Here is a 26,205-nt window from a genome sequence, read left to right on the forward strand (position 1 = left end):
CGCCCCCCGTCCGTCCCCGGGGGCTGGTCCGTGTCACCAAGAGCGCCACCGAGGTCGCCACCGAGGTCGTCACCGACCCGGCCGTCTTCGCCGGCCTGGCCCCGGAGTGGGAGCGGCTGTACCGGCGGTGCGGTACGGCGACCCCGTTCCAGAGCCACGCCTGGCTGCACTCGTGGTGGCGGTCGTACGGCCGGCCGGGCCGGCTGCGGCTGGTGCTGGTGCGCGACGCCGGCGCGGACGGCGCACTGGTCGCCGCGGCGCCGCTGATGCTGCGCCGCGGCCCGGTGCCCGCGCTGGTGCCGCTGGGCGGGGCGATCTCCGACTACGGCGACGTGCTGCTGGACGACGAGCGGGCGGACGGGGCGGCCGCCGCGCTCGCCGCGGCCCTGTGGCCCGCGGCCCGCACCGCGCTGGTCGACCTGCGCGAGGTGCGGCCGGGCGGCGCGGCGGAGCGAGTGTACGCCTGCTGGCGCGGCCCGCGCCGCCGCCTGGCCGACTCGCCGTGCCTGGAGCTGCCCGCCGTCCCGGTGGCGGAGCTGGCCGCCCGGCTGCCGTCGGCCAAGGCGGCCCAGCGGGTGCGGGCCAAGCTGCGCCGGCTGGCCGCGCTCGGCGTGCAGCACCGCGTCGTGCCGGCCGGCGACCCGGAGGCGGTGGCCGCGGCCCTGCACCGGCTGCTGGAGCTGCACCGGCTGCAGTGGCAGGGCCGCGGGGTGACCCCCGAGCACCTGCGGTCCCGGTTCCGCGAGCACCTGGTGCGCTCCGCGGTGGCCATGGCGCGCTCCGGGGACGCGGTGGTCACCGAGTTCCGCCTGGACGGCGAGGTGGCGGCCGTGAACCTGACCCTGCTGGGCGGCCGCCTGGCCGGCGGCTACCTGTACGGCGCCCATCCGCGGCTGCGGGAGCACAAGGCGGACGTGGCGGTGATGCTGCTGGACGCGTGCGCGGAGCACACGGCCGCGACCGGGCACCGCACGCTGAGCCTGCTGCGCGGCGACGAGCCCTACAAGCACCACTGGCGTCCCGAGCGGGTCGTCAACCAGCGGCTGCTGCTGGCCCGCCGCCGCACCGCCCCGCTGCTGTCGGCGGTGGCCTGCGACGTGGCCGTGCGGCGGCGGGGCAAGGCGCTGCTGCGCCGGATGCGGGAGCGTGACGATGGCTAGCGGGTGCGGGGGCACCGCGCACCGGGCGCCGGGTCCGTGGCCGCCGCGTGCGGGGTCGTCAAGGGCCCGGTCGTCGGGTGCCCGGCTGTCGGGTTTCGGACCGTCAGGTACCCGGCCGTCAAGGGCCCGGTCGCCGGGCGCGGGTTCACCAGTGGAAGCGCAGGCACAGCCTGCCGCCGACCCAGTGCCCCACCCAGTCGCCGAGGTCCGGCAGGGAGCAGTGCGCCGGGTGCCGGGCGGCCGACGGCTCGGCCCCGCCGGGGGTGGGGGTCGGGGTCGGGGTGGGGGTCGGGGTCGGGACCGGGAGGGCCACTCCGGTCGTACGGCCGAAGAGAACGGAGCGGTAGACCTGGGCCGCCCTGGGGTTCGCGCCGCACTGCCACACGCCGTGCGGGCAGTAGTCGGTCAGCGTCTGATAGAGGGGTTTGTGCTCCTCCATCCAGGCGAGCATGCGCCGCATGTATTCGGCGTTGTCACCATTGCGAAAAAGACCCCATTCAGGATAGGAAATGGGTTTGCCGTGGGATTTGGCGAAGTCCACGTGCGCCTGCAGCCCATAGGGCTCTTTCACCTGCTCGTCGAATGACAGTCCACGCGGTTGGTCATAGGCGTCCATGCCGATGATGTCGACCGTGTCGTCCCCGGGATAGCACTGCGTCCAGGGAACGGCGTCCCGGCCCCGGCTCGGGGCGAAATCGAACCGGAATTTCTGGCCCGACACCGAACGCATGGTGGTGACGATTCTGTTCCAGTACTTCTTCCAGGCCTCCGGGTCGGGTCCGCAGCGATGGGTGTACGTGGTGCCGTTCATCTCCCAGCCCAGCACGAGCACCGTGTCCGGCACCCCGAGGCCGACCAGCCGCCGGGCGAGGGCCCGGAAGTGGTGATCGAAGGCGCCGGCCGCGCCCTGGCGCAGCAGTGCGCGCACCTCGTCGTCGGGGACGCCCTCCTCGTTGCGCTCCTGCAGGGGCACGTTGAGGACGAGCATCCGGTCGTTCCGCCGGCGCCGCCAGGCCGCCCACGCCTCGAGGAAGCCGGGGGAGCCCTCGATGTCGCTCCAGCTGTTGCCCGGCAGGTAGGTGTGGCCGACACGCAGGTCGGCGCCGCCCAGCCAGCTGCTGAGGTCGGCGAGGCGGGCCACGCCGCGGGCGTCGGAGTCGAGGAAGGCGCCGAAGGCCGGGAGCTGCTGGGGCGGCATCAGGGAGACCGGCGGCTGCGGCGGCGCGGGCGGGGTGACGCCCGGCGGATACGGCGGGAGCAGGAGGTCCGGCACCGGCGGGACGGCCGACGGGGTGACCGGCAGGGTGTCCAAAGGGGTGACCGACGGGGTGACCGAAGGGACGGCGGACGCCGGAGCATCGGTGAGCCGCGGAGCTTCGGTGGGCCCCGGGGCGTAGGTGGGCGCCGGACCGCCGGAGGCGGGAGCGGGAGGGACGGCGACCCGCTCCGCGCCCTCGGCGAACCCCGGTCCGGAGACCAGGACGGCCGTCGTGACGGCGGCCGCCGCGACGGCCGCCAGCCGCCGGGTGGGGGCCCGTCGCTGCTGTGGGGTCATTGCCTGCTCCTTCCGCGTACTCGCCGGCCGACGCGCCCGGCCTTTCCGGCCGCCTTTCCGGGGCCTGTTTGACACTCAGTCACATGAGGGGCCACCACGCCACCGGCCCTGCCGTATTCCTGCTGCTTTCGAGTGCCCCGCTCGCCCACACGAGTGAATGACGTCAAAGGAATGAATTACGTGTCCCTGTTCGACATCCGGGTCCCCGCCGTGCTGCTGCGGATCGACCGGAATCCCTTTCACCACGGAACGCTGGGCGCCGTACGGTCGCTCGGGCGCGCCGGCGTGGAAGTGCACCTCGTCGCCGATTCGGCGGGAAGTCCCGTGCGCGGTTCGCGTTTCGTGCGCCGGATGCATCCGCCGCCACCGCCCGGCGCCTCCGCCCACGACATCGCCGCCGTGCTGCGCCGGGTCGCCGGCCGTGTCCGGCGCCCCGCCGTGCTGGTCCCGATGGACGACGCGAGCGCCATCGCGGTGGGCCGCATGCGCGACGACCTCTCCCCCCTCTACCTGCTGCCGGACGTGCCGGCCGGGCTGCCCGAACGCGTCGCCGACAAGGCCGAACTCGCCGCGGTGTGCGCCGCGGCGGACGTGCCCCACCCGGTGACCCTGGTCCCCGACAGCCCGGCTCGGGCGGCGGCCGCCGCCCGGGAGCTGGGGCTGCCGCTGGTGGCCAAGTGGAGCCGACCCTGGCTGCTGCCGCCGGGCAGCGGGCTGCGCAGCACGATGGTGCTGCACTCCGCGCGGGAGGCGCGCGAGCTGTACCTGCGGTCCGCGGAGGCGGGCAGCCGGCTGCTGCTTCAGGCCCACCTGCCGCCCGGGCCGAACGGCGACTGGTTCGTCCACGGGTACGCCGACCGCTCCGGCACCGTCCGGGCGGGCGGATCCGGCCGCAAGCGGCGGGCCTGGCCGCGCGGGGCCGGTCTGACCGCGGTGGGCTGCTGGACGCCCAACCCGCAGGTGCAGGCGCTCGCCGAGCGGCTCACCGACGCGCTCGGCTACCGCGGCATCTTCGACCTGGACTTCCGTCGTTGCGCCGCCACGGGCCGCTACCACCTGCTGGACTTCAACCCGCGCCCCGGCGCCCAGTTCCGGCTGTTCGCCGACTCGGCCGGACTCGACGTCGTCCGGGCCCTGCACCTGGACCTGACGGACCGTCCCCTGCCCGACGGGGCGCCGCTGCCGGGGCGGGAGTTCGTGGTGGAGAACTACGCGCCGCTGGCCGCGCTGCGGCCCGCGCCGGGCGGGCGGGAACTGGCCTGGCACGCCCGCGACGACCTCGCCCCCGGCCGCGCGCTGTGGACCTTGTGGGGCGGCCATGTCGCGCGCCGCCTGCTCGCCCGCCTCGCCGACGGCGGCACGGGCCCGGCCGGCACCGCGCCGACCGGCACCGCGCCGACCGGCACCGCGCCGATCGGCACCGCGCCGGCCGGCACCGCCCCGTCGACCGGCGTCTCCGCCGCCTCTCCAGCCCCGCCGGTCTCTCCAGTCCCGTCGGCCTCCCCAGGGCCGGCGGGCTCACCGGTCCCCCCGGTCTCCTCCGCGTCCGACGTCTCCGACGTCTCCGACGACTCCGACGATGAGAAAGCGAGCACTTGCTGATGTACGACCTGTTGGTGGTGGGCGCCGGCCCGTACGGCCTGTCCATCGCGTCCCATGCCGCGGCCGCCGGTCTCGACCTGCGCGTCTTCGGCCGTCCCATGGCGTCCTGGCGCGACCACATGCCGCGCGGCATGTTCCTGAAGTCGGAGCCGTGGGCGTCCAACCTGTCCGATCCCCAGGGCCGTTGGAGCCTGGAAGCGTACTGCGCGGGCCAGGGCGTGGCCGCCCGGCACGCCAAGCCGATCCCGGTGGAGACGTTCGCGTCCTACGGCCTGTGGTTCGCGCACCACGCCGTGCCGGCGGTCGACGAACGCACGGTGACGCGGGTGTCGGCCCGGCCGGAGGGCTTCGAGGTGGTCACCGAGGACGGCGAGGTGCTGCACGCCCGCACCGTCGCCCTGGCCGTCGGTGTCATGCCGTTCGTGGAGATCCCGGCCGTGCTGCGCCACCTGGACCCGGCGCTCGTCACCCACAGCAGCCACCACAGCGACCTCGACCGCTTCCGCGGCGGCGACGTCACCGTGATCGGCGGCGGCCAGGCGGCGCTGGAGACGGCGGCGCTGCTGGCCGAGCAGGGCACGCGGGTGCGGGTGCTGGCCCGTGCCGACCGGCTGTACTGGAACGACGTGCCGCCGCCCTGGGAGCGCCCCTGGTGGCAGTCGCTGCGCTCCCCGCACAGCGGTCTCGGCCCCGGCTGGCGCAACTGGTTCTACGCCGAGCGCCCCGGCCTCTTCCGCCGGCTGCCGGAACCGACCCGGGCGCGCATCGCCGCCACGGCCCTCGGACCGGCCGGCGCGTGGTGGGTGCGGGAGCGGGTCGAGCCGCACGTCGAGGTGCTCCTCGGCCACCAGGTGACGGCCGCGCATCCGGCCGGGGACGGTCTGCGCCTGCGGATCACCGGCGCCTCCGGCGCGACACGCACCCTGGAGACCGGTCACGTCATCGCGGCCACCGGGTTCCGCGCCACCGCCGACCGGCTCGGCCTGCTCTCCGCCGACCTGCGTGCCGGCCTGGTCACCGCCGCCGACGGCGCCCCCGCCGTGGGCCGCTCCTTCGAGTCCTCCCACCCCGGGCTCTTCCTGGCCGGCCTCGTCACCGCCTCCGGCTTCGGCCCCGCGATGCGTTTCGTCCACGGCGCCGGCTTCACGGCCGGGACGCTGGTGCGCGGCGTACGGCGCCGGCTGCGCGCGCTGCCGCGCGGTACGGCGGGCGGCACGGTGGTCCCGGCGCCGGGAAGTCACGTGCGGCCGGTCACGCCGGGGGCGCCGGCCGGAGCGCGTCCGTAGGAGAGAGTCCCGCGCGTGCGAGAGCCCGTCGCGCGGGGCGTGGATGCGGGTGAGGCCGCCGGACGTCCGGCGGCCTCACCCGTTCCCGCGGTGGTGCGGGGTGCCGGCGGAAGCGTCAGCGGCGGGCCGCGGCCCGGGCACGGCGGTACAGGACCGTCCCGGCCGCGACGAGGGCTGCGCCGGTGCCGGAGGCGCCGAGGAAGGCGTTGCCGCCGGAGGCGCCGAGGAGGGCGCCGCTGCCGGTGTCGGCGAGGAAGGCGGGGCGCGGGTCCGGTTGCTCGCCGCGCGGTGCCGGGACCGTCCGCCCGTCCCTCGGCGGGGGCGTGCGCCTGCCGTGCGCGGGAGGCGTGTCCTGGGAACCGTGGCCGCCAAAGGGGGCGTTGGCGCAGGAGTCGCCGAAGGACGGGTTCAGCAGGCCGACGACGTCGACCGTGTTGCCGCAGGCGTTGACCCGCAGGTCGACGGGGACCCGTACGTCGTTGCCGGCCGCGACACCGGCGGAGTTCCGGGCGGAGTCGTCCGCCTGCGCGTCGGCCAGGGCGGGGCTGCCGTACAGGGACAGAACGCTTGTCGCGGCCGCGGCCGCGCACACTCCCCTGCTCAAGGTCTGTCGCACTCTCGTTGTTCTTCCTGAGGTTGTTCCTGAAGTTGTTCCTGAGAAAAGCCCGCCGGAAGCGGGCGGAAGCGGGAAAGGGCCGGCCTGGGAACGGAACAGGCACGTTCCGAGGCCGGCCGGGGCACAGCCGGGGGCTGTGTTCCGTGCGGTTCGTCAGCGGTTGATTTCGTCAGCGGTTGATGCAGACGTTGCCGGCCGCCGGGTTCAGCAGGCCGACGATGTCGACCGTGTTGCCGCACGCGTTGACCTGGAGGTTGACCGGCACCTGGACCACGTTGCCGGAGAGGACGCCGGGGGAATGGGCGGCGACGGCGTCGGCGTCGGCGTCCGCGAACGCCGGGGCGGCACCGCCGAGAACCAGGATGGCGCCCGCAACGACAGCAGCGCTCTTCTTCATGTGTGTTCCCTTCTCTGGGTCATGCCTCTGGGACGGCCGGAACCGAGTGAGCACGACGACGCGAACGAGCCGCCGCGCTGAACGAGGGATAGACGCAGGAGGACGTCACGAACGCGGCTCGTAGGACAATTCACTCGGCTGCCCCGTGTCACCACACGTTCACCCCCGAAGATCACCCTCAAGGACACCGCCGGGAAAAGCCTTGCGGAAAGCTCTGCGGAAAAGCCCTGCCCTTTCCTCGCAGCGAGGCGTTTCCCACGGCTCCTACGGCCTCATCAACCCGGCGGGAGGGTTTTGGTTGCGGGTGGTCACCCGGTCGGCGGCCGGCGTCCGCGGACGCCGGAAGATCGGTGGTACGGCAACTCGGCGGACCGTCGTCGTGTCAGCCGCCGTACAGGGCCTCGATCTCGGCGGCGTACGCCTGCGCCACCGCGTGCCGCTTCACCTTCAGCGACGGGGTCAGCATGCCGTTGTCCTCGGTGAACTCGCCCTCGACCAGCCGGAAGGCGCGGATGGACTCGGCGCGGGAGACGGCCTGGTTGGCGTGGTCCACGGCCTTTTGCACGTAGTCGCGCATCCGCGGGTCCCGCACGACCTCGGACACCGGGGTGTCGGCGGGCAGGCCGCGCACGGCCAGCCAGTGGGCGACCGCGTCGGGGTCGAGGGTGATGAGGGCGGCGACGAAGGGGCGGTTGTCGCCGACGGCCACGCACTGGCCCACGGGCGGGCGGCTGCGCAGCCGGTCCTCCAGGACGGAGGGGGAGACGTTCTTGCCGCCGGAGGTGACGATGATGTCCTTCTTGCGGCCGGTGAGGGTGAGGTAGCCGTCCTCGTCGAGCCGGCCGAGGTCGCCGGTGGCGAACCAGCCGTCCCTCAGCACCGCCTCGGTCGCGGCCGGGTCGTTCCAGTACGACGCGAAGACCACCCCGCCCCTGACGAGCACCTCGCCGTCGTCGGCGATGCGCACCGCCGTGCCGGGCACGGGCCGGCCGACCGTGCCGGGGCGGGGTACGAGGGGCGGTACGACGGTGGCGCCGGCGGGCGGTCCGGGCGCTAGGACACCACGTCCTTGCGGGCGAAGGCGCGGAAGGCCAGCGCCGTCAGCACCAGCGCGTAGGTGACGGACACCGAGGCGCCCTGGACCATCCCGGACCACTCGGGCCGGGGCTGGACGGCGTCCACCCAGGCGAACTGCCAGTGCGCGGGCAGGAAGTCGCGCCAGTGGCCGAGGGCGGTCACCGCGTCCAGGACGTTGCCGACGATGGTCAGGCCCACCGCGCCGCCGACCGCGCCCAGCGGCGCGTCGGTCTTCGTCGACAGCCAGAACGCCAGCCCCGCGGTGACCAGTTGGGAGACGAAGAGGTAGGCGACGACGACCACCAGGCGCTGGGCGGCCGTGCCCGGCGCCAGTTCGCCGCCGGTGGGTATCCGCAGCGGACCCCAGCCGTAGGCGGCGGTGCCGACGGCGAGGGCGACGAGCGGGAGCAGGACCATCGCGGCCAGGCCGAGGGCGAGGCCGACGGCGAGCTTGGAGGTGAGGAGGCGGGCGCGGGGCACGGGGGCGGCGAGCAGGTAGCGCAGGGAGGACCAGTTCGCCTCGGAGGCCACGGTGTCGCCGCAGAACAGCGCCACCGGGATCACCAGCAGAAAGCCCGCGGAGACGAACAGGGTGACCGCGGCGAAGTTGGCGCCGGACGCGGTGGCGGTGTCCATCAGCGTCACCCGGCCGTTGCGGGCGCCGGGGTCGCCGCCGAGGGCGAAGGCGGCCACGAGCACGAACGGCAGCGCGGCGAGGATGCCGCCCATGACCAGGGTGCGGCGCCGCTTCACCTGCCGGACCAGCTCCACCCGCAGGGGCAGGGTGCGGCCGGGCCGGTAGCCGGGGGCGGCGCCGGCGGGCCCGGTGCGCCCGGTGTGCTCGGCATGCCCGGTGTGCTCGGCGGGCCTGGTGTGCTCGGCGCGCGTGCTCATGCGGAGCCTCCGATCAGGGTGAGGAAGGCGTCTTCGAGGCGGCGGTGCGGGCCGACCGACGCCACCGGCACGTCCAGCCGGACCAGTTCGGCGACCAGGTCGTGGGCGCCCGCCCCGGGGGCCAGGCGGACCACCAGGCCGTCGTCGGTGCGCACGGCGGAGGCGACGGCCGGCAGGGCGGCCACCTTCTCCACGACCGGCTCCGCCACGGGTGCGGCGGTGCCGACCAGCAGCGTGTCGCCGGAGCCGATGATCTCGCGCACCGGGCCGGCCCGGACCAGGCGGCCGCGGTCCATGACCACCAGGTGGGTGCAGGTCTGCTCGACCTCCGCCAGCAGGTGGCTGGAGACGATCACCGTGCGGCCGCCGGCCGCGTAACGGATCATCACCTCGCGCATCTCGCGGATCTGCGGCGGGTCCAGGCCGTTGGTGGGCTCGTCGAGGATGAGCAGGTCGGGCAGGCCCAGCATGGCCTGGGCGAGGGCCAGGCGCTGGCGCATGCCCTGCGAGTAGGTGCGCACCGCGCGGTCGATGGGGTCTCCCCCGTTCGAGCGCGGCCGGGAACTCGGGGAAGCCCCGCCGAGCCCGGCGATCTCCAGGGCCTCCTCCAGGTGGGCGTCCTCGGGCGGGCGGCCGGTGGCGCGCCAGTACAGCTCCAGGTTCTCCCGGCCGGACAGGTGGGGCAGGAAGCCCGCGCCCTCGACGAAGGCGCCGACCCGGGACAGCACCGGCGCGCCCGGGCGGACGGCGTGGCCGAAGACGCGGATCTCGCCGTCGTCCGGGGTGATCAGGCCCATCAGCATGCGCAGGGTGGTGGTCTTGCCCGCGCCGTTGGGGCCGAGCAGGCCCAGCACCTGGCCCTGGTCGACGCGGAAGGACAGGTTCCTGACCGCGTACCGGTCCGCGGCCCCGGCGTACCGCTTGCTCAGGCCGGTGATCTGCAGCGGCACGTCGGCGAGGGCGGGGTCGGGCGCGGGGGCCGCCGTGCGCCGGCGCGCCGTCAGCAGCAGGGCGAGCGCGGTCGCGGCGCCGGCGAGGGGCAGCCACCACGTCCAGGACGGCAGCGGGGCGGCCGCGGTTCTCACGCCGGGGGCCGTGGGCACGGTGAGGGCGCTTTTCAGGGAGACGGTGTAGGTGGCCGGGGCGGTCGGGGAGGCGTAGCCGAGGTCGGTGGAGGCGAGGACCAGGCGGAGGCGGTGACCGGAGCGCACCTCGTGGTCGATCGCCGGGAGGGTGACCGTCACGTCCCGGCCGGCTGCGGCGCCCGGCACACGCAGCGGGGCGACCAGCCGGGCGGGCAGCACCGGGCGGGAGTCGCCGGGGCCGACGTCGTAGAGCTTGGCGAAGAGCACGGCGTCGGGGGCGGTGGACGTGACGTGCACGGTGACCGTGGGGGTGCCGGTGATCTGCAGGTCGCCGCGGACGGGTGCCGACTCGAAGGCGGCGAACTGGCCGGGGAAGTCGACCGACACGCCGACGCCGAGGGCGGACAGCTCTCCCAGGCCCTGGGCGCCGCCGAGGCCGGGCAGGGAGGAGACGGCGGGCGGGCTGGCGCCGGCCGGGTTGGCGACGTGCTGCGGGCCGCCGGTGAGGGCGACGGTGCGGAGCCCGCTGCGCAGGCCGGGGTAGGCGTCCGCGCTCGCGCCGCGCAACCGGGCGGTCCCGTCGGTGGAGTCGACGCCTCCGGTGCGGGTGACGCGGAAGGCGGGGCCGGTGCCGGCGCCCGTCTCGCCCTTGAGGTAGCGGTCGAACCAGGCCCGTACGCGCGCCTGGACGCGGCCGGTCTCCACCTCGCCGCCGTCGTGCCCGCCGGCGATCCAGTCGACGTCGACCGGGGCGCCGTTCGCGCGGATCGCGCGGGCGGCGCGGTCGGCCTGGTCGAGGGGGAAGAGGGAGTCGGTCTGCCCCTGCACCAGCAGGGCCGGCACCTTGATGCGGTCGGCGACGGCGGACGGCGAGCGCTCCCGGAGCAGCCGGCGGGCGGCGGCGTCCGGGACGCCGGAGCGGGCCACCCGCTCGTACATGCGGCACAGCTCGGGCTCGAACCGTGCGCAGCCGCCGCCGGAGGTGACGAAAAGGCTCGTCCACAGCCGCTTGAAGACGCCGCCGGGGAAGAGGGCGTCGGCCAGGTTCCAGTAGGTGGCCGCCGGGGCGACGGCGTCCACCCGGTGGTCGTACCCGGCGGCGAGCAGGGCGAGGGCGCCGCCGTAGGAGGCGCCGGCGACGCCGACGCGCGGGTCGCCGGGCCGGTCGAGCCGGACCTGCGGCTGCCGGGCCAGCCAGTCGATCAGCTGCGAGACGTCGGCGACCTCGCCCCGCGGGTCGTTCAGCCCGATCCTGCCGGTCGACCTGCCGAAACCGCGCGCCGACCAGGTGAGGACCGCGTACCCGTCCCCCGCCAGCTCCTCGGCCTGCCGCCGCACGTCGTCCTTGCTGTCGCCGAAGCCGTGGGCGAGCAGCACGGCCGGGCGGCGGCCGGCGGCGGTGGAGACGAAGTAGGAGGTGTCCAGGCGCACCCCGTCGGCGGACAGGACCCGGTCGGTGCGGCGCACCGCGGGTGTGCCGCCGAAGGCGGCGGTCGTCCACACGCCGGCCACGGCGAGCACGACCACGGCGGCCAGGGCGGCGATCAGCCGCCGGGGCCCGCGCGGCGGTCGGGGCAGTCGAAGATCCATGCGTCAACGGTACGGGCCGCCGCCGACAGCCGCGGCGGCCTGTGGACAAAGCCCGCGCACCTTCCCGGGCGTACCGCACCCGCCGCGGCGTACCGCGCCCGTGGTACGCCGTCACACGACGGTGCACCCGTGGTACGCCGTCCATACGAAGGCGCACCCGCGGTACGCCCGTCATACGAAGGCACACCCGTGGTACCGCGTGGTACGAAGGCGCATGGACGCACGCATCGAGATCCGGCGGGCCGCCTCGCTCGCCGAGGTCGCCGCCGCCGAGCACCTCTTCGACCATCCGGTGCGCCCCGAGTGGGCCGAACGGTTCCTCACCGCGCCCGGCCACCACCTGCTCCTGGCCCGCCTCGACGGCCGGGACGTGCCGGTCGGGTTCGTCAGCGGCGTGGAGACGGTCCACCCCGACAAGGGCACCGAGATGTTCCTGTACGAGCTGGGGGTCGCCGAACCGTTCCGGCGCCGGGGCATCGGGCGGGCGCTGGTGGTGCGGCTGGCCCGGCTGGCGCGGGAGCGGGGCTGCTACGGCATGTGGGTCGGGGTGGACACCGGCAACGACGTCGCCCTCGCCGCGTACCGGAGTGCGGGCGGCGAGGGCGAGGGGACGTGCACGGTGGTGACGTGGGATTTCACCGGGTGAGGCGCGTCGGGAGCGCACCGGGTGAGGCGCGTCAGGAGCGCGCGTCCTCCGGGAGGGTCACCAGCCAGCGGGTGTCGCGGCGCGGGCGCAGGTAGAGGACCCAGTAGAGGGTGGCGGCGGCGGTGATGCCGCCGGTCCACAGCAGGTGAGCCGCCTCCTGCTGGACGAGGACGTACGCCAGGACCGCGATGAGCAGCGCCGGCACCACGGGCCACAGCGGCATCCGCCACGCGTGCGCGTGGCGGTGGTCGCCGCGCCGGCCGAGCAGGGCGGCGAGGGCGACGAGCAGGTACATGCCGGTCACGGACACGCCCGTGACGCCGTACAGGGTGTCCAGGTTGACGAAGCACAGCAGCGCGCCGGGCACGCCCACCGCGAGCGTGGAGACCCACGGGGAGCCGAAGCGGCCCAGCTTGGCGAAGACATCGTTCACCGGCTGGGGCCAGGCCTTGTCGCGGGCGGAGGCGAACAGCACGCGCGAGTTCTGGATGACCATGACGATGCCCGCGTTCACGATGGCCAGGGCCACGCAGAGGCTGACGAAGGTGCCGACGGCGGAGTCGGACCAGGCGGTGACCATGCCGCCGATGTCGCCGCCGGTGAGCTGCTGCAGGTCGGAGGCGCCCAGGGTGATGGCGACGACCGGGACGAGGATGACCACGGTGGAGATGGCGAGGGTGGCCAGGACCGTGCGGGCGACGCTGCGGCGCGGGTCCTCCAGCTCCTCGGAGAGGTAGACGGCGGTGGAGAAGCCCTGGGTGACGAAGAGGGCGATGGCGAGCCCGGAGACCACCAGCAGGGCCGTCACGGTGTCCGGGTGCCCGTCCGTGCCCGCGACCCGCATCGAGACCAGGCTGCCCAGGCCGCGGTGTCCGTGGGTGAAGCCGAGGAGGGCGACCACGGCCGCGGCGACGACCTCCAGGACCAGGAAGACGCCGGTGATCCAGGCGTTGGCGCGCAGGTCGAGCAGGCCGGCCAGGGTGGCGAGCAGCATCACGCCGGCGCCGGTCCAGGACGCGTCGAGGTGGACGACGGGGGCGAGGTAGTCGGCCGTGCCCAGGGCGATGACCGGCGGGACGATCATCACGACCAGCAGGGACAGCACGAACACCAGCCAGCCCGCCAGCCGCCCGGCCAGTGTGGAGACCATGGCGTACTCGCCGCCCGCGCTCGGGACGAGCGTGCCCAGCTCCGCGTAGCAGAACGCCACGGCGACGCACAGCAGGGAGCCGAGGGCGATGGTCAGGGCGGTGGCGGTGCCCAGGGAGCCGAACAGGTCGGGCACGACCACGAACAGCGTCGAGGCCGGGGTCACGCAGGACAGCGTCAGCAGGGTGCCGCCCACGACGCCGATGGAGCGCTTGAGCGTCTGGGGCCTGGCGGTGCCGTCCGGCGCCGGGGCGGCGCCGGTGTCGGCGGGGCGGAGCGTATCGGTCATGCGGCGGTTCCGATCGACTCGTGCAGCGGATTGCGCAGCATGGAACATCGACGAAAACCGGCGCGTCAATGGGTTCTTGCCTACGGATTCAGTGGGTCACCCGGCTTCTCGCTGCCGCTTATCGCAGCAAGGTCCAAGCGGTTGCCCTGGTTCGCACCGTACGGGAACCGCAGCGCCCGTCCGCAAAAAAACGAGGCCGTCCGCATGACGGACGGCCTCTGCCGGCTCCGGGCGGCCCCTCAGCGCCCCGGGCGGCCCCTTCGGGCCCCGGGGCCCTCGGATCCCCGGGCGGCCCCTTCGGCCCCCGACGGTCCCCTCGGGGCCGCGGGCGGCCTCAGTGGTTGCGCGGGAAGCCCAGGTCCACGCCCGCGGGGGCGTCGGCCGGGTCGGGCCAGCGGGAGGTGATGACCTTGCCGCGGGTGTAGAAGTGGGTGCCGTCGTTGCCGTAGATGTGGTGGTCGCCGAAGAGGGAGTCCTTCCAGCCGCCGAAGGAGTGGTAGCCCACCGGCACCGGGATCGGCACGTTCACGCCGACCATGCCGGCCTCGACCTCGAGCTGGAAGCGGCGGGCGGCGCCGCCGTCCCGGGTGAAGATCGCGGTGCCGTTGCCGAAGGGCGAGGCGTTGATGAGCGCCACGGCCTCCTCGTACGTCTCGGCGCGCAGCACGCACAGCACCGGGCCGAAGATCTCGTCCCGGTAGGCCTTCGCGGTCACCGGCACCTTGTCCAGCAGCGAGATGCCGATCCAGTGGCCGTTCTCGTATCCCTCGACGGTGTAGCCGGTGCCGTCCAGGACGACCTCGCAGCCCTCGGCCGCCGCGCCCCGCACGTAGGAGGCCACCTTGTCGCGGTGCGCCTTGGTGATCAGCGGGCCCATCTCGCTCGCCGGGTCGTTGCCGGGGCCGATCTTGATCTTCTCGGCGCGTTCGCGGATCTTCTCCACCAGCGTGTCGCCGATCGCGCCGACGGCGACCACCGCGGAGATGGCCATGCAGCGCTCGCCCGCGGAGCCGTAGGCGGCCGACACGGCGGCGTCGGCGGCGGCGTCGAGGTCGGCGTCGGGCAGCACCAGCATGTGGTTCTTGGCGCCGCCCAGGGCCTGCACGCGCTTGCCGTGGGCGGCGGCGGTGGCGTGGATGTACTTCGCGATGGGGGTGGAGCCGACGAAGGAGACGGCCTTGACGTCGGGGTGCTCCAGGAGCCGGTCGACGGCCACCTTGTCGCCGTGCACGATGTTGAACACGCCGTCGGGCAGCCCGGCCTCGGCCAGCAGCTCGGCGAGGCGGACGGAGGCCGAGGGGTCCTTCTCGCTGGGCTTCAGTACGAAGGTGTTGCCGCAGGCGATGGCGAGGGGGAACATCCACATCGGCACCATCGCCGGGAAGTTGAACGGCGTGATGCCGGCGACGACGCCGAGCGGCTGGCGGATCGCGGCCACGTCGACCCGGCTGGCGACCTGCGTGGACAGCTCGCCCTTGAGCTGCACGGGGATGCCGCAGGCCAGGTCGACGATCTCCAGGCCGCGGGCGACCTCGCCGAGCGCGTCGGAGTGCACCTTGCCGTGCTCGGCGGTGATCAGCTCGGCCAGCTCGTCGCGGTGCGCGTCCAGCAGCGCCCGGAACTTGAACAGGATCGCCGTGCGCTGGGCCAGCGAGGACTGGCCCCAGGAGGCGAAGGCGTCCTTGGCGGCCGCGACCGCCGCGTCCACCTCCTCCACCGACGCGAAGGCGACCTTGGCGGTGACCTCGCCGGTCGCCGGGTCGGTGACCGGCCCGTACGTCCCCGAGGTGCCCTCGACGGTCTTCCCGCCGATCCAGTGGTTGACGACCTTCGTCATGGCTCCAGTCACTCCTTACGCAGATGGCGGCGCCGGGTGGAGACGTGCCGTTCGTACAGCTCGCGCGCCTTGACCGCGGCCGCCCGGGTCGCGGTGGCGGCCACAGGTACATCCCACCAGGCCTGCGCCGGGGGCGCGCCCGACACTGTGTCTGCGGTTTCGGTCTCGACGTAGACACATGTGGGGGTGTCCGCGGCCCGGGCCTCGGCGAGCGCGTCCCGCAGGTGGCCGGCGCTCCGCACGCGCAGCACCCGCATCCCGAGGCCGGCCGCGTTGGCGGCGAGGTCGACCGGCAGCGGGGCGCCGGTGAAGGTTCCGTCGGCGGCCCGGTGGCGGTAGGCGGTGCCGAAGCGCTCCCCGCCGGTCGCCTCCGACAGGCCGCCGATGGAGGCGTAGCCGTGGTTCTGCAGGACCACGACCTTGATCGCGACGCCCTCCTGCACGGCGGTGACGATCTCGGTGGGCATCATCAGGTAGGTGCCGTCGCCGACCAGCGCCCACACCGGCCGCTCGGGTGCCGCGAGCTTCACGCCGATCGCCGCGGGGATCTCGTAGCCCATGCAGGAGTAGCCGTACTCCACGTGGTACTGGTCGCGGGACCGCGTCCGCCACAGCTTGTGCAGGTCGCCCGGGAGCGAGCCGGCCGCGTTGACGACGACGTCCGTGTCGTCGACGACCGCGTCGAGGGCGCCCAGCACCTGCGGCTGGGTGGGCCGGAAGTCGGGCTCGTCCACGGCGAAGCAGGCGTCGACGCGCTGCTCCCAGCGCTCCTTGTCCTCGGTGTACTCGGTGACGTAGGAGTCCGCGACCCGGTGGCCGGTCCGCCGCAGCTTCCGGGTCAGGGCGCGCAGGCCGCTGCGGGCGTCGGCGACGAGCGGGGTGCCGGACATCTTGTGGGCGTCGAAGGCGGTGATGTTGAGGTTGAGGAAGCGCACCTCCGGGTGCTCGAACAGGGTGCCGGAGGCGGTGGTGAAGTCGGTGCAGCGGGTGCCGACGCCGATCACCAGGTCGGCGGTGCGGGCGAGTTCGTCGGCGGTGGCGGTGCCGGTGTGGCCGACGCCGCCCACGTCCTGCGGGTGGTCGAAACGCAGGGAGCCCTTGCCGGCCTGGGTGGAGGCCACCGGGATGCCGGTGGCCTCGGCGAACTCGGCGAGGGCGGCCTCGGCGCGGCTGTGGCGGACGCCGCCGCCGGCGACGACCAGGGGGGCGGCGGGCGGCGCGGACCAGGCGGACGGCGGCGGCGAGTTCGGCCGGGTCGGGCTCGGGCCGCCGTATCGTCCAGGTCCGCTCGGCGAGGAACTCCTCCGGCCAGTCGTACGCCTCGGCCTGCACGTCCTGCGGCAGGGCGAGGGTGACCGCGCCGGTCTCGACCGGGTCGGTGAGCACCCGCATCGCCTGCAGCGCCGACGGGATCAGCGCCTCCGGGCGGGTGATCCGGTCGAAGTACCGGGAGACCGGGCGCAGGCAGTCGTTGACGGACACGTCGCCCGCGTAGGGCACCTCCAGTTGCTGCAGCACCGGGTCGGCGGGGCGGGTGGCGAAGCAGTCGCCGGGCAGCAGCAGCACCGGCAGGTGGTTGATGGTGGCCAGGGCGGCACCGGTGACCAGGTTGGTGGCGCCGGGCCCGATGGAGGTGGTCACCGCGTGCGTGGAGAGCCGGTTGCGGTGCCGGGCGTGGCCGACGGCCGCGTGCACCATGGCCTGCTCGTTGCGGCCCTGGTGGTACGGCATCACGTCGGCGTACTCCACCAGCGCCTGGCCGATCCCGGCGACGTTGCCGTGGCCGAAGATGCCCCAGGTGGCCCCGATGAGCCGCTGCCGCACGCCGTCCCGCTCGGTGTACTGGGCGGCCAGGAACCGCACCAGCGCCTGCGCGACCGTCAACCTCACCGTCGAGGTCATCGGTGTCCCTCCGTCTCGTCCGGGTGACCCGGGTGGAAGCAGATCCCTCCTTCGGATACGGCTGCGGCGGGCCGTCCGTCTCGACACGGCCGCCCGTGCCGCGCGGGATGGACGGCGGGGACCTCCGGCGCGGGGCCGCGGCGGGCGGGGAGTCGACGCTCGCACTTCGCTCCTGCCAAGGCGAAGTGGGCTCCCGCGCCGGAGGCGCTCAGGGGGGACGGGCGGCCGGTCACGGGGCATCCCGGCCTTCACAGCGGGGCCACGGCGGCGGCGACGCCGGCGATGTCGTCGGGCGGGCGGCGCGGGGCGCGGCGGCGATCAGGTCGTGCGCCATCGGCTTCCCTCCCTCGGGCTCTCCCCGGTTTGTAGCCCGCACGGGAAGCCCTGTCAATGTTTTGTCCGGACATTCTGACCAGATCTTGGCCGAGGCGCGCCGGGACAGCGGTTTTCGGCCACGGCGGCCACGGCGGCCACGGCGACCGCCCGCGGCGGGGCGCGGACCGATCGGGACGGCGGAGCACGGGGACCCAAGCCGCCGCCTGTCAACGCGCCACGCCCGTGAGCCGGCGTGCGCCTGTGCGGCACCTGTGTCACAAACGCCACCCGCGTGTCACGCATGTCGCATGTCCGCGGACCCTGGGTCACACCCGGCCGACAGCCCCTGGCCGGTGCGCACCTCGCATCGTTCACGAAGCACAGGCTTGGTGATCGCCAGCGCAGCGCCCGGCTCCCCCGACGGCCACCCCCGGCCGCCGCCGCGGCGCACGCGAGGAGGTGCACGTCATGACCGACCGAAGGCTCTGGTCGTACAAGGAGATCGCGGCGCACATCCGGGTGCAGCCGGACACCGTGCGGTCCTACCGCAAGCACGGGCTGCTGCCCCCACCGGACCACGTGGAGAGGGGCAAGCCCTACTGGTACGCCGACACCGTCCTCGCCTGGGTCGCCTCCCGGCCCGGCAACCGCGGCCGCAGAGACGGCTGACGCGGCGCAGAGACGGCTGACGCGACGCAGAGAGGGTTGACGCGACGGGCCGCCGGCGCGCCGGGGCACCGGGACGGAGACCTTCGGCAGGCGCCCGGCGGACGGCCGAACACCGCGGCGCCCGGGACCAGTTGACGCGCCTGCGGCCGTGTGCGACACCCCGGCGGCGAACACGGGTCGTACGCCGCCCGATTCGCCGCCGGGGGCAGGTCGCTTCGTCGTTCGAGGCGTCACACGTCCCGCTGAAAAACCGGCGACACAGCGCCCACCGATCGCGCACGGCTCCCCCTTGATCAAGCTGGTGCCTACTGCGAAGGAGACGCCACTGTGCGAATTTCTGACATTCAGCGCTGCGAGGTCCGGCCCGGACGGCTCGTCGAGTGGACGTTCAGCCCGGCGACCGTCGCGGCGGCAGCGGTACTGCCACCGGACCCGCGGCCGCCCGCGTACATCCAGGAGTCGCACGTCAGAACGGCCCGATCGGTGCGTGACGACGGACTGTTCGTACCGACCTGGCTGGGCACGGCGTTCGACCTGCCGGGCCGCGCCGACCTCGACGCGCTGGAACAGGCGCTGCGCGACTGGACCTTGCGTCACGAGACGCTGCGCAGCGGCTTCCGGTGGGCCGGCGACGACATGCACCGCTTCACGCTCGACGAGAAGGACGTGGCCCTGCAGCGCGAGGTGGTCGGCGACTTCACCGACGCGGACACGCTGATCCGGTACCTGCAGGATCGGTTCGACGTCGCGGCGGACGCGCTCGGCTGGCCGAACCTCATCTACACGGCGGTCCTCCGCGACGAATCCACCAGCGTGTACATGGTCTTCGACCACAGCAACGTCGACGCCTACTCCCTCCAGCGCATCCCGGAGGAGATCCACGACCTCTACACGGCGGGTATCACGGGACGGCCCGTCGTCGGCCCGCCCGCGGGGAGTTACGTCGACTTCTGCGACCGGGAACGCGCGGACGCGGACAGGATCGACGACACCCACGCCATCGTCGCGCGCTGGCGGGAGTTCATCGGCCGGTGCGACGGGCGGCTTCCGTCGTTCCCCGTCGACCTCGGTCTGCGACCCGGCGGCGCACTGCCCGCCCAGAAGCTGATGTGCGAGCCGCTCCTCGACGCGGACGCGGCCGCCGCGTTCGAGGAGCACTGCCGGCCCTACGGCGGCAGCCTGGTGGGCATCCTGGCCGCGACCAGTCTGATCGTCCACGAGCTCGGCGGGCAGCCGTGCTACCGCACGGTCGTGCCGTTCCACACCCGGCTGAAGTCCGCGTGGTCGGACTCCGTGGGCTGGTACGTGGGCGGCGCGCCGATCGAGGTGCCCGCGACACGGGACTTCGGCAGTGCGCTCACCGCCGTCCGCTCCGAGCTGCGGGCCAACCGGTCGCTGGCGCGCATCCCGCTGGCCCGCGTACTGCGCCTGCTCGGCTCGGACTTCCGGCCGACCTCACCCGACCTGTACTCGATCGTCTCGTACGTCGACGCCCGCGTCATCCCCGGCGCGGCCCGCTGGACCGAGAAGAAGGCGTACGGGCTGATCCGGGTGTCGTACGGCGACCAGGTGTGCGTCTGGGTCAACCGGCTGCACGAGGGCCTGTGGCTGGCCTGCCGCTATCCGGACACCGACGTCGCCCACCGGAACGTGCGGCGGTACGTCGAGGGACTGCGGGATCTGATCGCCTCCGCGCCGGTCGGTGCTCACCTCCGGGTCTCGGAGCCGGTCTTCTCCTGACGCACCGGCACAACTGTTCGCCGCTTCCTCCGTGTTGATGCCGGCGCCGCGGAGCATCCGGCGCCGCCCCATGTCACGCGGCGGCGGGCACGGGCCGCGACTTCCGCGTGTGCGGCGCCAATTGGCGGCTCCTTGACGCGTTTGCGCTCTCTTGCGCCTCTCGCGACACAGATGCCCGGCTTGAGACAACTCCGTTTGTCACTGCTAGTGTTCGTTGCGTAACGCTAGGCAATCAGCCTCGTCTCACGAGTGAAGAACCGAGGGTTCCATGCGCAAGCAGCTTCAGCAGGTCGTGATCGCAGCAGTGGCCGCCGCCGGCGGACTGTCGGCCATCGGCGCCGGCACCGCCACCGCCGCCACCTCCGACGAGGGGCTGCAGGTGGCCAACATCTTCCGCCCCTACCAGGAGTGCAGCCCGCAGACGGTGGCCGAGAACAACCTCCCGATCGGCGTGCTCGGCCTCGCCGGCACCCTGGACACCGCCTGCGGCCAGCACAACAACGCCTTCAACGGCTGAGTACCGCGGCGTCGTCGCGCGAGGCCCGACGGGGCCCTTCGAGGCGGACTCGAAGGGCCCCGTTCCGTCGGCCCGTCGCCGCACACCCACGACAGAGCCCGGCGCGGCCGGCGACCGGGCGCACGGTGCCCAAAGGCCCAGGCACCCCCACCGAGGGAGAACGCATCAGATGTTCAGCATGAGAAAGGCCGCCGCCATCTCGGGGCTCGTCGGCGGCCTCGTCCTGACCTGTACCGGCATCACCCAGGCGCACGCCAAGGACCCGGGAACCTGCACACGCGACGCCCTGGGCGACATCACCTGCACCCAGCGGATCACGGGCGTGGTCCCCGAAGGTGGCGCCATTCCCCACCAGGAGACCTGCCGGCCGGTACAGCCCGCGACACAGCCCGCCGCCATGGGCAGTGGCACGACGCAGTTCGGTCCCAGCGTGACCTGCTCCCCGGAGACGGGGCGCGCACCCGCGGCGGCCGGCGGCACGCCCTAGCCGCCCGGCCCGCCGCACCGGCCGGTACGGCAGAAGAGGGGCCGTCGCGACATCCGGGGCGCAGATCCCAAAGCGGCCACTCAGCGCATGCGTATGCTCACTTTCGGCAGTCGAACCAGGCGGTCAGCCTGGATGCGAAAGGTTCAGACATGCGTAAGTTCCAACGCGCCGCGGTCATAGCGGCGACGGTCGCCGTTGCCGTCGGCGGCGGTTACCACGCCCACTCGCACGCCCACTCGCAGGCCCACTCGCAGGCCCACTCGCAGGCCCAGCCGGTCGCCCGGCCGGAGGAGCCGCGGTACGCCGAGCAGCAGGGCGCGTAGGACTCACCGAGGGCTCGTTCCTCGGCGCCGAAGGCGTGTCGCGCGACGCCCCGTGGCGCGAGGGCGGCCCGGACGCGCGGCGATCGGCCCGTGCGCGTCCGGGCTGCCGCCGTCCCCGCCTCCGCCCGCAGCGGGCCAGGCGCAGGATGCTCTGTTCCGACCTTCTCAGGCCCGGGCGCGCGCCGGTCAAAGGCACAGGCGCCCGGGCCTCCGTCGTAAAGGAAGCAGCACATGTTGACTCTGCAGAAGATCGCCACCGTCTCGGGGCTCGTCGGCAGTCTCGCCGTGATGTGCGTCGGCGCCGGCCACGCGTTCGCGGACGGAAACCAGGGCGAGTGCCGGACCACCGCGCAAGGGGGCACCGTCTGTGTCCGCAAGAGCGAGACGTTCGTCGAGAAGGACGGCACGCACACCATCAAGCAGGAGCAGAGCTGCACGGTGGCTGACCAGCCGCACGTGACGCTCCCGGAGGACCGGCCGACGGAAGGCGGGTCCACGAACACCGGGGAGAAGATGGACTGCTCCAACACGCTGGAGCTGCCCAAGGGGTTCAAGAAGCCGCGCATCGGTTTCTGAGCTTCCGAGCTTCCGAGCGCTGTCGGCACATGCCGGGCCGGGAACGATTCCGGCCCGGCATCGCTGTTTTCCCCTCGAGGCGGACCCCTGCCGGTCGGAGAAAACAAAATCCCGGTACCCGGCGGACGGCCGGGCACCGGGAAAGGGTTTCGACTTACCGGAAGCTGTTGTTGCAGCCCTGGGTCGAACCGATGTGGGTGTACTGGGCGCCCGGGTTGCCCTCGCCGTTCAGCAGGTTGCCGGCCAGACCGTTGGCGATGCCCACCTGGCCGAGGATGTCGACGTTGGCGTCGTGCGACCGGCAGGTGCTGCTCTGCTGGATGTTGAACGTGTCGCCCTCCGAGCCGGCGTAGGCGGTGCCGGCACCCAGGAGTCCGACCGTCCCGAGCGCGGCGACGAGGACGGCGGCCTTGCGGATCTTGTGCATGTCTTCTCCAGTGAAGTGAGGTGGAGCGGATGCGATCTGTCGAGGATCGCCCTTCACGCAGTCGTGCAGACCGCGCTGCCGGCGCAGGCGAACGGCCCGGCACCCGCCCAATGCCCGGTGCCGAGACCGTTCGCTTTGTTACTGCCGGCGTGCCGAAAAGGCTCTTAGAAGGCGCTGTTGTTGCAGCCCTGGGTCGAGCCGATGTGGGTGTACTGAGCGCCCGGGTTGCCCTCGCCGTTCACCGCGTTGCCCAGCGCACCGCCGAGGAGGTTGACCTGGCCGAGGACGTCCAGGTTCAGGTCGTGCGACCGGCACTGAGAGGTCTGCGTGACGTTGTACGTGTCGCCCCCGTGCTTGCCGCCGTCCGCGTGGGCCGTGCCGCCCGCCAGGCCGATGGTGCCGAGCGCGGCCACGAGGACGGCAACGTTGCGAAGTTTACGCATTTCTTCTCCGATGGAGTGAGTCGGTGCGATCTGAGGCAGATCGACATCTACCGTCACGGAAACTAGTAAAAAGAGCCGCAAAACGGACGACGGCACGCCGGTCCCGTGGCCTCGAAGCGGAACCACCCGAACGCCGCACCACATGCGCACGGGCCCGTCGGTCGCGAGACCGAGGGCCCGTGTGCGGTGCCGGCGGGACGGCCGTGCGGAGCGCTACTGGTGCAAACCGGTCGCGCTGGCAAGGGAGTTGGCCTGGCTGTTGGCCTGGGTGCACTCGACGCCTCGCGTCTGGGACGCGGCCAGGATCGCGATCGGGACGTTCGCGTCGAGCAGGGTCTGCGGGCTGCACTCCTGGTACGGACGGAACAGGTTGTTCTGGTACACCGAACCGCCCTGCTGCGACTGCTGCGTCTGCGGGGCCTGAGGGGTGATCTGAGGGCTGATCTGCGGGTTCAGCTGCGGGTTGACCTGCGGGGCGACCTGGGTGCCCCGCTGCGGAGCCGTCTGCTGCGGAGCCGTCTGCTGCGGAGCCGTCTGCTGCGGGGCTGCCTGCCGCGGAGCCATCGAGCCGTAGGTCTGCGTGGTCGCCTGAGAGGAGGTGGCCGAGGCGGCCCGGGCGTCCGGCTGTGAAACGGGAGCCGGCGCGGGCCCGTTGGGAGCGGCGAGTGTGGCGGCGGAGCTGGGGCCGGCACCGACGGCGGACAGACCGCCGGCTGCTGCGACGACGAGCGCGACTTGCTGGAGCTTGCGCATGGGATCCTCGGCCCTTCTTGACCCGTGGACGGAACCTGGGGAAATGCGGCGGCGATGGAGCATCGCCGCTCGGCTCCGTGGAGAACGAGACGAAAGCGGGCGCAGATACGGGCGCCGTTCGGGGGTCACCCATTTGCCGCAACGGCAGGGAAGGCGCGGAGTCGCCGCGCCGGACGGCAAACGGGTGACGGCCCCTCAGGGCCGTTACTGGAGCGAGGGGTTCCTCGTTCCAACGGGGAAAGGGCAGCGGCGTTTTGACCCGGAGCGGGACAAGGATGCGCTGCCGCCTCCGACACGAGTCCGCGTGCAATTCGGTGATTACCGCTGCCGACCGTGCAGTACGACTAACGCACCAGCCGCACGTGCGACCGCACTGAATGCAGTACTTCATGTATCGAAGGGCCGAGGGTTTCATGCGCAAGCTTCACAAGGCCGCACTCCTTGTAGCGGCGGCCGGCGGTCTGTCCGCCCTGGGCGCCGGCGTCAGCCATGCCGACACTCCCGTCGGATCCGGCAGCCCAGCTCCGGCGCCGGCTCCCGAGTACCCGGCTCCCCAGGCCGCGCCCCCGGCGCCCGCTCCTCAGCCGGCCCCGCAGCCGCAACAGGCCCCACAGTTCCAGTCGGCCCCGCAGCCCGCACAGCTTCAGTCGGCCCCGCAGCCCGCACAGCTTCAGTCGGCCCCGCAGCCTGCACAGCCTCAGCAGACCCTGCAGGCCCCGCAGCCTGTTCAGCCGCAACAGGTTCCGCAGCCGCAGCAGGCACCCCAGCCGTTGCAAGCCCCACAGCCTCAGCAAGCCCCGCAGCCTGCGCAGCCGCTGCAGGCCCAGCAGCCCCAGCAAGCCCCGCAGCTTCAGTCGGCCCCGCAGCCCGCGCAGCCCGCGCAGCCGTTGCAAGCCCCGCAGCCCCAGCAAGTCCCGCAACCGCAGCAGCAGACCGGCTACGCCGCTGCCACAGCCACGTCGCAGGGCACGGCGCAGGCCTCCACCTCGCCGTACCCGCAGCAGGCCGCCCCCATCCAGCCCGCCCAGCCTGTACAGGCCGCCTCCGCCCAGCCTGTACAGGCCGCCCCCGCACAGCCCGTGCAGGCCGCCCCTGCCCAGCCCGCTCCGGCGCAGGCCGCTCCGGCCCAGGTGGTGCCGCAGGTCATGCCGCAGGTCATGCCGCAGGTCGCCCCGCAGGTGGCCGTGCCCCAGGCGCCCGCCCCGGAGCCCCCGGCGTCCGTCGCCCCGCAGGTGAACCCCCAGGTGAACCCGCAGGTCAACCCGCTTCTCAACCCGCATGTCACCCCGGGGAGGGTGCCGGAGCTGGCTCCGGTCGGCCTCGGGCAGGTCGCGGCGCCTCCTGTCGGCCGGCTGGGACTTCCCCGACTCGGCTGACAGCCTCCCCCTCCCGCATTTCCGCACACCCGACTCGATCTGTTGCGGCTCGAGTCCACTCAACCAACGGAGAACCCATGCGCACGTTTCACAAGGCTGTCCTCGTGGGCGCCATCCTCGGCAGTGTCGGCTCCCTCGGCGGCAACACCGCCTTCGCACACGGCGAGCCGGGCCATGACGTCGACATCACGCAGGGCGTCGAGTGCCGTTCGCACGACATGAACATCGAGGTGCTCGGCAGCGTCGGCGCCCTCACCGGCCTGGCGGGCAACCTGCTGAACGGTGAAGGCAACCCGGGTGCGCAGAAGAGCCACCTCGGTTCCGGAATGGGCTGCAGCAACCGGGCGTTCTGACGGCCTCGCCGCCCTCGGCCGAAGGGCACGCACGGATCATCCTCGATCCGTGCGTGCCCTTCGCGTTTCCCTTCGTGCGGTCGGGATTCCCTTCGTGCAGCCGGCAAGGGGGCGTTCCCCTCAGCCGCCGGGCCGAGGGGACGAGCCGAGGGGACGAGGAGACAACGCGTCGGGCCCCGGACAACGCATCCCGGACAACACATCGGGCCCCAGGAGACATCGCGGCGTCTTCTGGGGCCCTTGACGCGTCCGGACCGATCCGGCCGGATCGGTCCACGCGGCGGCTTCGAGATCGGTCAGCAGGCGCGGCCCGGATGGAAGCGGCGGTACAGGATCCCACCCGTGAGGATGAGCGCGACGCTGCCCGCGAGCGCGGGGGCCGTGAGGTCCGCTCCGGTGTGGGCCAGCGAGGACGCCACCGTGCGCGGGTCCTCCGAGGACTGCGGGTCCTCCGGGGAGTGCGGGGCGACGTGGGACCGGTCGGAGGAAGTCGGGGGCTTGGAGGCCCGGGGCTTCGGGATCGAGGTGTGCGAGATCTCGTGGTCGCCGGAGCCGTTGACCGACTCGTTGCCGATGGCCGGGTTGCCCGCGCCGACCACGTTGGCGCTGTTCCCGGAGACGTTCACCGGCAGGTCGACCGGGAGCTGGAGGTTGTTTCCCGACAGCAGCCCGGGTGAGTCGGCGGTGACACCGTGGGCCGAGGCACCACCGGACGCACTCGACTCGCCGCCGTCGCCGGCCGCGTCCCCGGCCCTGGCCGCGTCGCTCTTCTCCGCACCGCCGGCCTTGGCCGCGCCGCTCTTCTTCGCGCCGCCGGCCTTGGCCGCGCCGCCGTTCACACAGGTGTTGCCCACGGCCGGGTTGAGCAGTCCCACGACGTCGACGGTGTTGCCGCAGACGTTCACCGGCACGTTCACCGGCACCTGGAGGGAGTTGCCGGAGAGCACCCCGGGCGAGCCGGTCGCCGTACCGTCGGCGCCGGCCCCGTCGGCCGCGAAGGCGGCGGACACCGGGAACGCCACGGCCATCGCGCCGGACGCGGCGGCGATGGCGATCACACCGCTTCGGGTAGTCCGTCTCATGGGTTTCCTGCCTTCCTGACTTCTTCGCGGGCACTCACCCGCACCTCATAAAACGGAGG

At 73.5% G+C, this 26,205-nt stretch carries 23 protein-coding genes and 3 pseudogenes; 12 read left to right on the forward strand and 14 right to left on the reverse strand.

The features are described from left to right. Window positions 1-23: 23 nt before the first annotated feature. A complete protein-coding gene (locus tag IE225_RS07385) occupies window positions 24-1,160 on the forward strand; it encodes a GNAT family N-acetyltransferase (RefSeq protein ID WP_190056829.1) in 1,137 nt (378 codons plus the stop codon). Between the two features lie 145 nt (window positions 1,161-1,305). On the opposite strand, the gene IE225_RS07390 is transcribed toward IE225_RS07385, so the two are convergent. Next, window positions 1,306-2,715 carry a glycoside hydrolase family 26 protein gene (locus IE225_RS07390; protein ID WP_190056549.1) on the reverse strand — a complete coding sequence of 470 codons (1,410 nt, stop codon included), beginning with the start codon at window positions 2,713-2,715 and terminating at the stop codon, window positions 1,306-1,308. 180 nt (window positions 2,716-2,895) lie between these two features. Between IE225_RS07390 and IE225_RS07395 the strand changes: the two genes are divergently transcribed. Both IE225_RS07395 and IE225_RS07400 read left to right on the forward strand, forming a co-directional pair. Beyond that, window positions 2,896-4,317, forward strand: coding sequence for a carboxylate--amine ligase (locus tag IE225_RS07395; protein WP_190056550.1), 1,422 nt, complete (start codon window positions 2,896-2,898; stop codon window positions 4,315-4,317). Continuing rightward, window positions 4,317-5,603 (forward strand): NAD(P)-binding domain-containing protein, encoded by a 1,287-nt coding sequence (locus IE225_RS07400; protein WP_190056551.1) that lies wholly within the window; start codon window positions 4,317-4,319, stop codon window positions 5,601-5,603. Before IE225_RS07395 ends, IE225_RS07400 begins: the two co-directional genes overlap by 1 nt. A 115-nt stretch (window positions 5,604-5,718) precedes the next feature. On the opposite strand, the gene IE225_RS07405 is transcribed toward IE225_RS07400, so the two are convergent. From IE225_RS07405 to IE225_RS07425, 5 genes and pseudogenes are all read right to left on the reverse strand, one after another. Continuing rightward, the gene (locus tag IE225_RS07405) at window positions 5,719-6,219 is read right to left on the reverse strand and encodes a chaplin (protein WP_229879312.1); all 501 of its coding nucleotides are present in this window, start codon (window positions 6,217-6,219) and stop codon (window positions 5,719-5,721) included. A gap of 169 nt (window positions 6,220-6,388) precedes the next feature. Continuing rightward, a complete protein-coding gene (locus IE225_RS07410; protein ID WP_190056552.1) occupies window positions 6,389-6,616 on the reverse strand; it encodes a chaplin in 228 nt (75 codons plus the stop codon). A 382-nt stretch (window positions 6,617-6,998) separates the two neighbouring features. Beyond that, window positions 6,999-7,655: pseudogene (locus IE225_RS07415) on the reverse strand (long-chain fatty acid--CoA ligase); the annotation flags it as partial. Between the two features lie 14 nt (window positions 7,656-7,669). Further along, window positions 7,670-8,587 carry an ABC transporter permease gene (locus IE225_RS07420; RefSeq protein WP_190056553.1) on the reverse strand — a complete coding sequence of 306 codons (918 nt, stop codon included), beginning with the start codon at window positions 8,585-8,587 and terminating at the stop codon, window positions 7,670-7,672. Further along, a complete protein-coding gene (locus tag IE225_RS07425; protein ID WP_190056554.1) occupies window positions 8,584-11,262 on the reverse strand; it encodes a CocE/NonD family hydrolase in 2,679 nt (892 codons plus the stop codon). The genes IE225_RS07420 and IE225_RS07425 overlap by 4 nt, the downstream gene beginning before the upstream one ends. A gap of 214 nt (window positions 11,263-11,476) precedes the next feature. Between IE225_RS07425 and IE225_RS07430 the strand changes: the two genes are divergently transcribed. After that, on the forward strand, window positions 11,477-11,908 hold the full coding sequence (locus IE225_RS07430; RefSeq protein WP_190056555.1) for a GNAT family N-acetyltransferase: 432 nt from the start codon (window positions 11,477-11,479) through the stop codon (window positions 11,906-11,908). A 31-nt stretch (window positions 11,909-11,939) separates the two neighbouring features. Here the strand turns inward: IE225_RS07430 and IE225_RS07435 are convergent, their stop codons facing one another. The 4 genes and pseudogenes from IE225_RS07435 to IE225_RS32905 all read right to left on the reverse strand — a co-directional run. Beyond that, entirely contained in the window at window positions 11,940-13,346 is a 1,407-nt protein-coding gene (locus IE225_RS07435) for an APC family permease (protein WP_190056556.1), read from the reverse strand. 334 nt (window positions 13,347-13,680) lie between these two features. Continuing rightward, the gene (gene mmsA, locus IE225_RS07440) at window positions 13,681-15,183 is read right to left on the reverse strand and encodes a CoA-acylating methylmalonate-semialdehyde dehydrogenase (RefSeq protein WP_190056557.1); all 1,503 of its coding nucleotides are present in this window, start codon (window positions 15,181-15,183) and stop codon (window positions 13,681-13,683) included. A gap of 8 nt (window positions 15,184-15,191) precedes the next feature. Beyond that, window positions 15,192-17,085, reverse strand: a pseudogene (gene iolD / locus IE225_RS07445) (3D-(3,5/4)-trihydroxycyclohexane-1,2-dione acylhydrolase (decyclizing)). A gap of 116 nt (window positions 17,086-17,201) precedes the next feature. Beyond that, window positions 17,202-17,291: pseudogene (locus tag IE225_RS32905) on the reverse strand (5-deoxy-glucuronate isomerase); the annotation flags it as partial. Window positions 17,292-17,868: 577 nt separating this feature from the next. Here IE225_RS32905 and IE225_RS07450 point away from each other — a divergent pair. The 6 genes from IE225_RS07450 (at window position 17,869) to IE225_RS07475 (ending at window position 21,712) form a co-directional block, all read left to right on the forward strand. After that, window positions 17,869-18,069: a helix-turn-helix transcriptional regulator gene (locus tag IE225_RS07450; RefSeq protein ID WP_190056558.1), complete on the forward strand. Its 201-nt coding sequence runs from the start codon at window positions 17,869-17,871 to the stop codon at window positions 18,067-18,069. A gap of 327 nt (window positions 18,070-18,396) precedes the next feature. After that, window positions 18,397-19,809, forward strand: coding sequence for a condensation domain-containing protein (locus IE225_RS07455; protein ID WP_190056559.1), 1,413 nt, complete (start codon window positions 18,397-18,399; stop codon window positions 19,807-19,809). Between the two features lie 268 nt (window positions 19,810-20,077). Then, entirely contained in the window at window positions 20,078-20,326 is a 249-nt protein-coding gene (locus tag IE225_RS07460) for a hypothetical protein (RefSeq protein ID WP_190056560.1), read from the forward strand. 169 nt (window positions 20,327-20,495) lie between these two features. Beyond that, entirely contained in the window at window positions 20,496-20,813 is a 318-nt protein-coding gene (locus IE225_RS07465; protein ID WP_190056561.1) for a hypothetical protein, read from the forward strand. A gap of 149 nt (window positions 20,814-20,962) precedes the next feature. Continuing rightward, a complete protein-coding gene (locus tag IE225_RS07470; protein WP_190056562.1) occupies window positions 20,963-21,136 on the forward strand; it encodes a hypothetical protein in 174 nt (57 codons plus the stop codon). A gap of 231 nt (window positions 21,137-21,367) precedes the next feature. Continuing rightward, complete coding sequence (locus IE225_RS07475) at window positions 21,368-21,712, forward strand: hypothetical protein (protein WP_190056563.1); 345 nt, start codon at window positions 21,368-21,370, stop codon at window positions 21,710-21,712. Window positions 21,713-21,866: 154 nt separating this feature from the next. Here IE225_RS07475 and IE225_RS07480 read toward each other — a convergent pair whose 3' ends face one another. The 3 genes from IE225_RS07480 to IE225_RS07490 form a co-directional block, all read right to left on the reverse strand. After that, the gene (locus IE225_RS07480; RefSeq protein WP_190056564.1) at window positions 21,867-22,139 is read right to left on the reverse strand and encodes a hypothetical protein; all 273 of its coding nucleotides are present in this window, start codon (window positions 22,137-22,139) and stop codon (window positions 21,867-21,869) included. Between the two features lie 164 nt (window positions 22,140-22,303). Then, window positions 22,304-22,582, reverse strand: a complete 279-nt coding sequence (locus IE225_RS07485) for a hypothetical protein (protein WP_190056565.1) — start codon at window positions 22,580-22,582, stop codon at window positions 22,304-22,306. A 213-nt stretch (window positions 22,583-22,795) separates the two neighbouring features. Then, window positions 22,796-23,335, reverse strand: coding sequence for a hypothetical protein (locus IE225_RS07490; RefSeq protein ID WP_190056566.1), 540 nt, complete (start codon window positions 23,333-23,335; stop codon window positions 22,796-22,798). Between the two features lie 770 nt (window positions 23,336-24,105). On the opposite strand from IE225_RS07490, the gene IE225_RS32910 reads away from it, so the two are divergent. Both IE225_RS32910 and IE225_RS07500 read left to right on the forward strand, forming a co-directional pair. After that, complete coding sequence (locus IE225_RS32910; RefSeq protein WP_229879314.1) at window positions 24,106-24,711, forward strand: hypothetical protein; 606 nt, start codon at window positions 24,106-24,108, stop codon at window positions 24,709-24,711. 77 nt (window positions 24,712-24,788) lie between these two features. After that, window positions 24,789-25,064, forward strand: a complete 276-nt coding sequence (locus tag IE225_RS07500; protein ID WP_190056567.1) for a hypothetical protein — start codon at window positions 24,789-24,791, stop codon at window positions 25,062-25,064. A gap of 296 nt (window positions 25,065-25,360) precedes the next feature. On the opposite strand, the gene IE225_RS33880 is transcribed toward IE225_RS07500, so the two are convergent. Then, the gene (locus IE225_RS33880) at window positions 25,361-26,146 is read right to left on the reverse strand and encodes a chaplin (protein ID WP_190056568.1); all 786 of its coding nucleotides are present in this window, start codon (window positions 26,144-26,146) and stop codon (window positions 25,361-25,363) included. Between the last annotated feature and the right edge of the window lie 59 nt (window positions 26,147-26,205).

This window comes from Streptomyces echinoruber (assembly GCF_014651135.1).
GTDB classification, from domain to species: domain Bacteria; phylum Actinomycetota; class Actinomycetes; order Streptomycetales; family Streptomycetaceae; genus Streptomyces; species Streptomyces echinoruber.

Bases quoted from the DNA above. Each gene is read 5' to 3' on its own strand.
- IE225_RS07390 (WP_190056549.1), bottom strand. From the start codon at position 2,715: ATGACCCCACAGCAGCGACGGGCCCCCACCCGGCGGCTGGCGGCCGTC.
- IE225_RS07400 (WP_190056551.1), top strand. From the start codon at position 4,317: ATGTACGACCTGTTGGTGGTGGGCGCCGGCCCGTACGGCCTGTCCATC.
- IE225_RS07410 (WP_190056552.1), bottom strand. From the start codon at position 6,616: ATGAAGAAGAGCGCTGCTGTCGTTGCGGGCGCCATCCTGGTTCTCGGC.
- IE225_RS07420 (WP_190056553.1), bottom strand. From the start codon at position 8,587: ATGAGCACGCGCGCCGAGCACACCAGGCCCGCCGAGCACACCGGGCAT.
- IE225_RS07425 (WP_190056554.1), bottom strand. From the start codon at position 11,262: ATGGATCTTCGACTGCCCCGACCGCCGCGCGGGCCCCGGCGGCTGATC.
- IE225_RS07430 (WP_190056555.1), top strand. From the start codon at position 11,477: ATGGACGCACGCATCGAGATCCGGCGGGCCGCCTCGCTCGCCGAGGTC.
- IE225_RS07435 (WP_190056556.1), bottom strand. From the start codon at position 13,346: ATGACCGATACGCTCCGCCCCGCCGACACCGGCGCCGCCCCGGCGCCG.
- mmsA (WP_190056557.1), bottom strand. From the start codon at position 15,183: ATGACGAAGGTCGTCAACCACTGGATCGGCGGGAAGACCGTCGAGGGC.
- IE225_RS07450 (WP_190056558.1), top strand. From the start codon at position 17,869: ATGACCGACCGAAGGCTCTGGTCGTACAAGGAGATCGCGGCGCACATC.
- IE225_RS07460 (WP_190056560.1), top strand. From the start codon at position 20,078: ATGCGCAAGCAGCTTCAGCAGGTCGTGATCGCAGCAGTGGCCGCCGCC.
- IE225_RS07465 (WP_190056561.1), top strand. From the start codon at position 20,496: ATGTTCAGCATGAGAAAGGCCGCCGCCATCTCGGGGCTCGTCGGCGGC.
- IE225_RS07470 (WP_190056562.1), top strand. From the start codon at position 20,963: ATGCGTAAGTTCCAACGCGCCGCGGTCATAGCGGCGACGGTCGCCGTT.
- IE225_RS07475 (WP_190056563.1), top strand. From the start codon at position 21,368: ATGTTGACTCTGCAGAAGATCGCCACCGTCTCGGGGCTCGTCGGCAGT.
- IE225_RS07480 (WP_190056564.1), bottom strand. From the start codon at position 22,139: ATGCACAAGATCCGCAAGGCCGCCGTCCTCGTCGCCGCGCTCGGGACG.
- IE225_RS07485 (WP_190056565.1), bottom strand. From the start codon at position 22,582: ATGCGTAAACTTCGCAACGTTGCCGTCCTCGTGGCCGCGCTCGGCACC.
- IE225_RS07490 (WP_190056566.1), bottom strand. From the start codon at position 23,335: ATGCGCAAGCTCCAGCAAGTCGCGCTCGTCGTCGCAGCAGCCGGCGGT.
- IE225_RS07500 (WP_190056567.1), top strand. From the start codon at position 24,789: ATGCGCACGTTTCACAAGGCTGTCCTCGTGGGCGCCATCCTCGGCAGT.
- IE225_RS33880 (WP_190056568.1), bottom strand. From the start codon at position 26,146: ATGAGACGGACTACCCGAAGCGGTGTGATCGCCATCGCCGCCGCGTCC.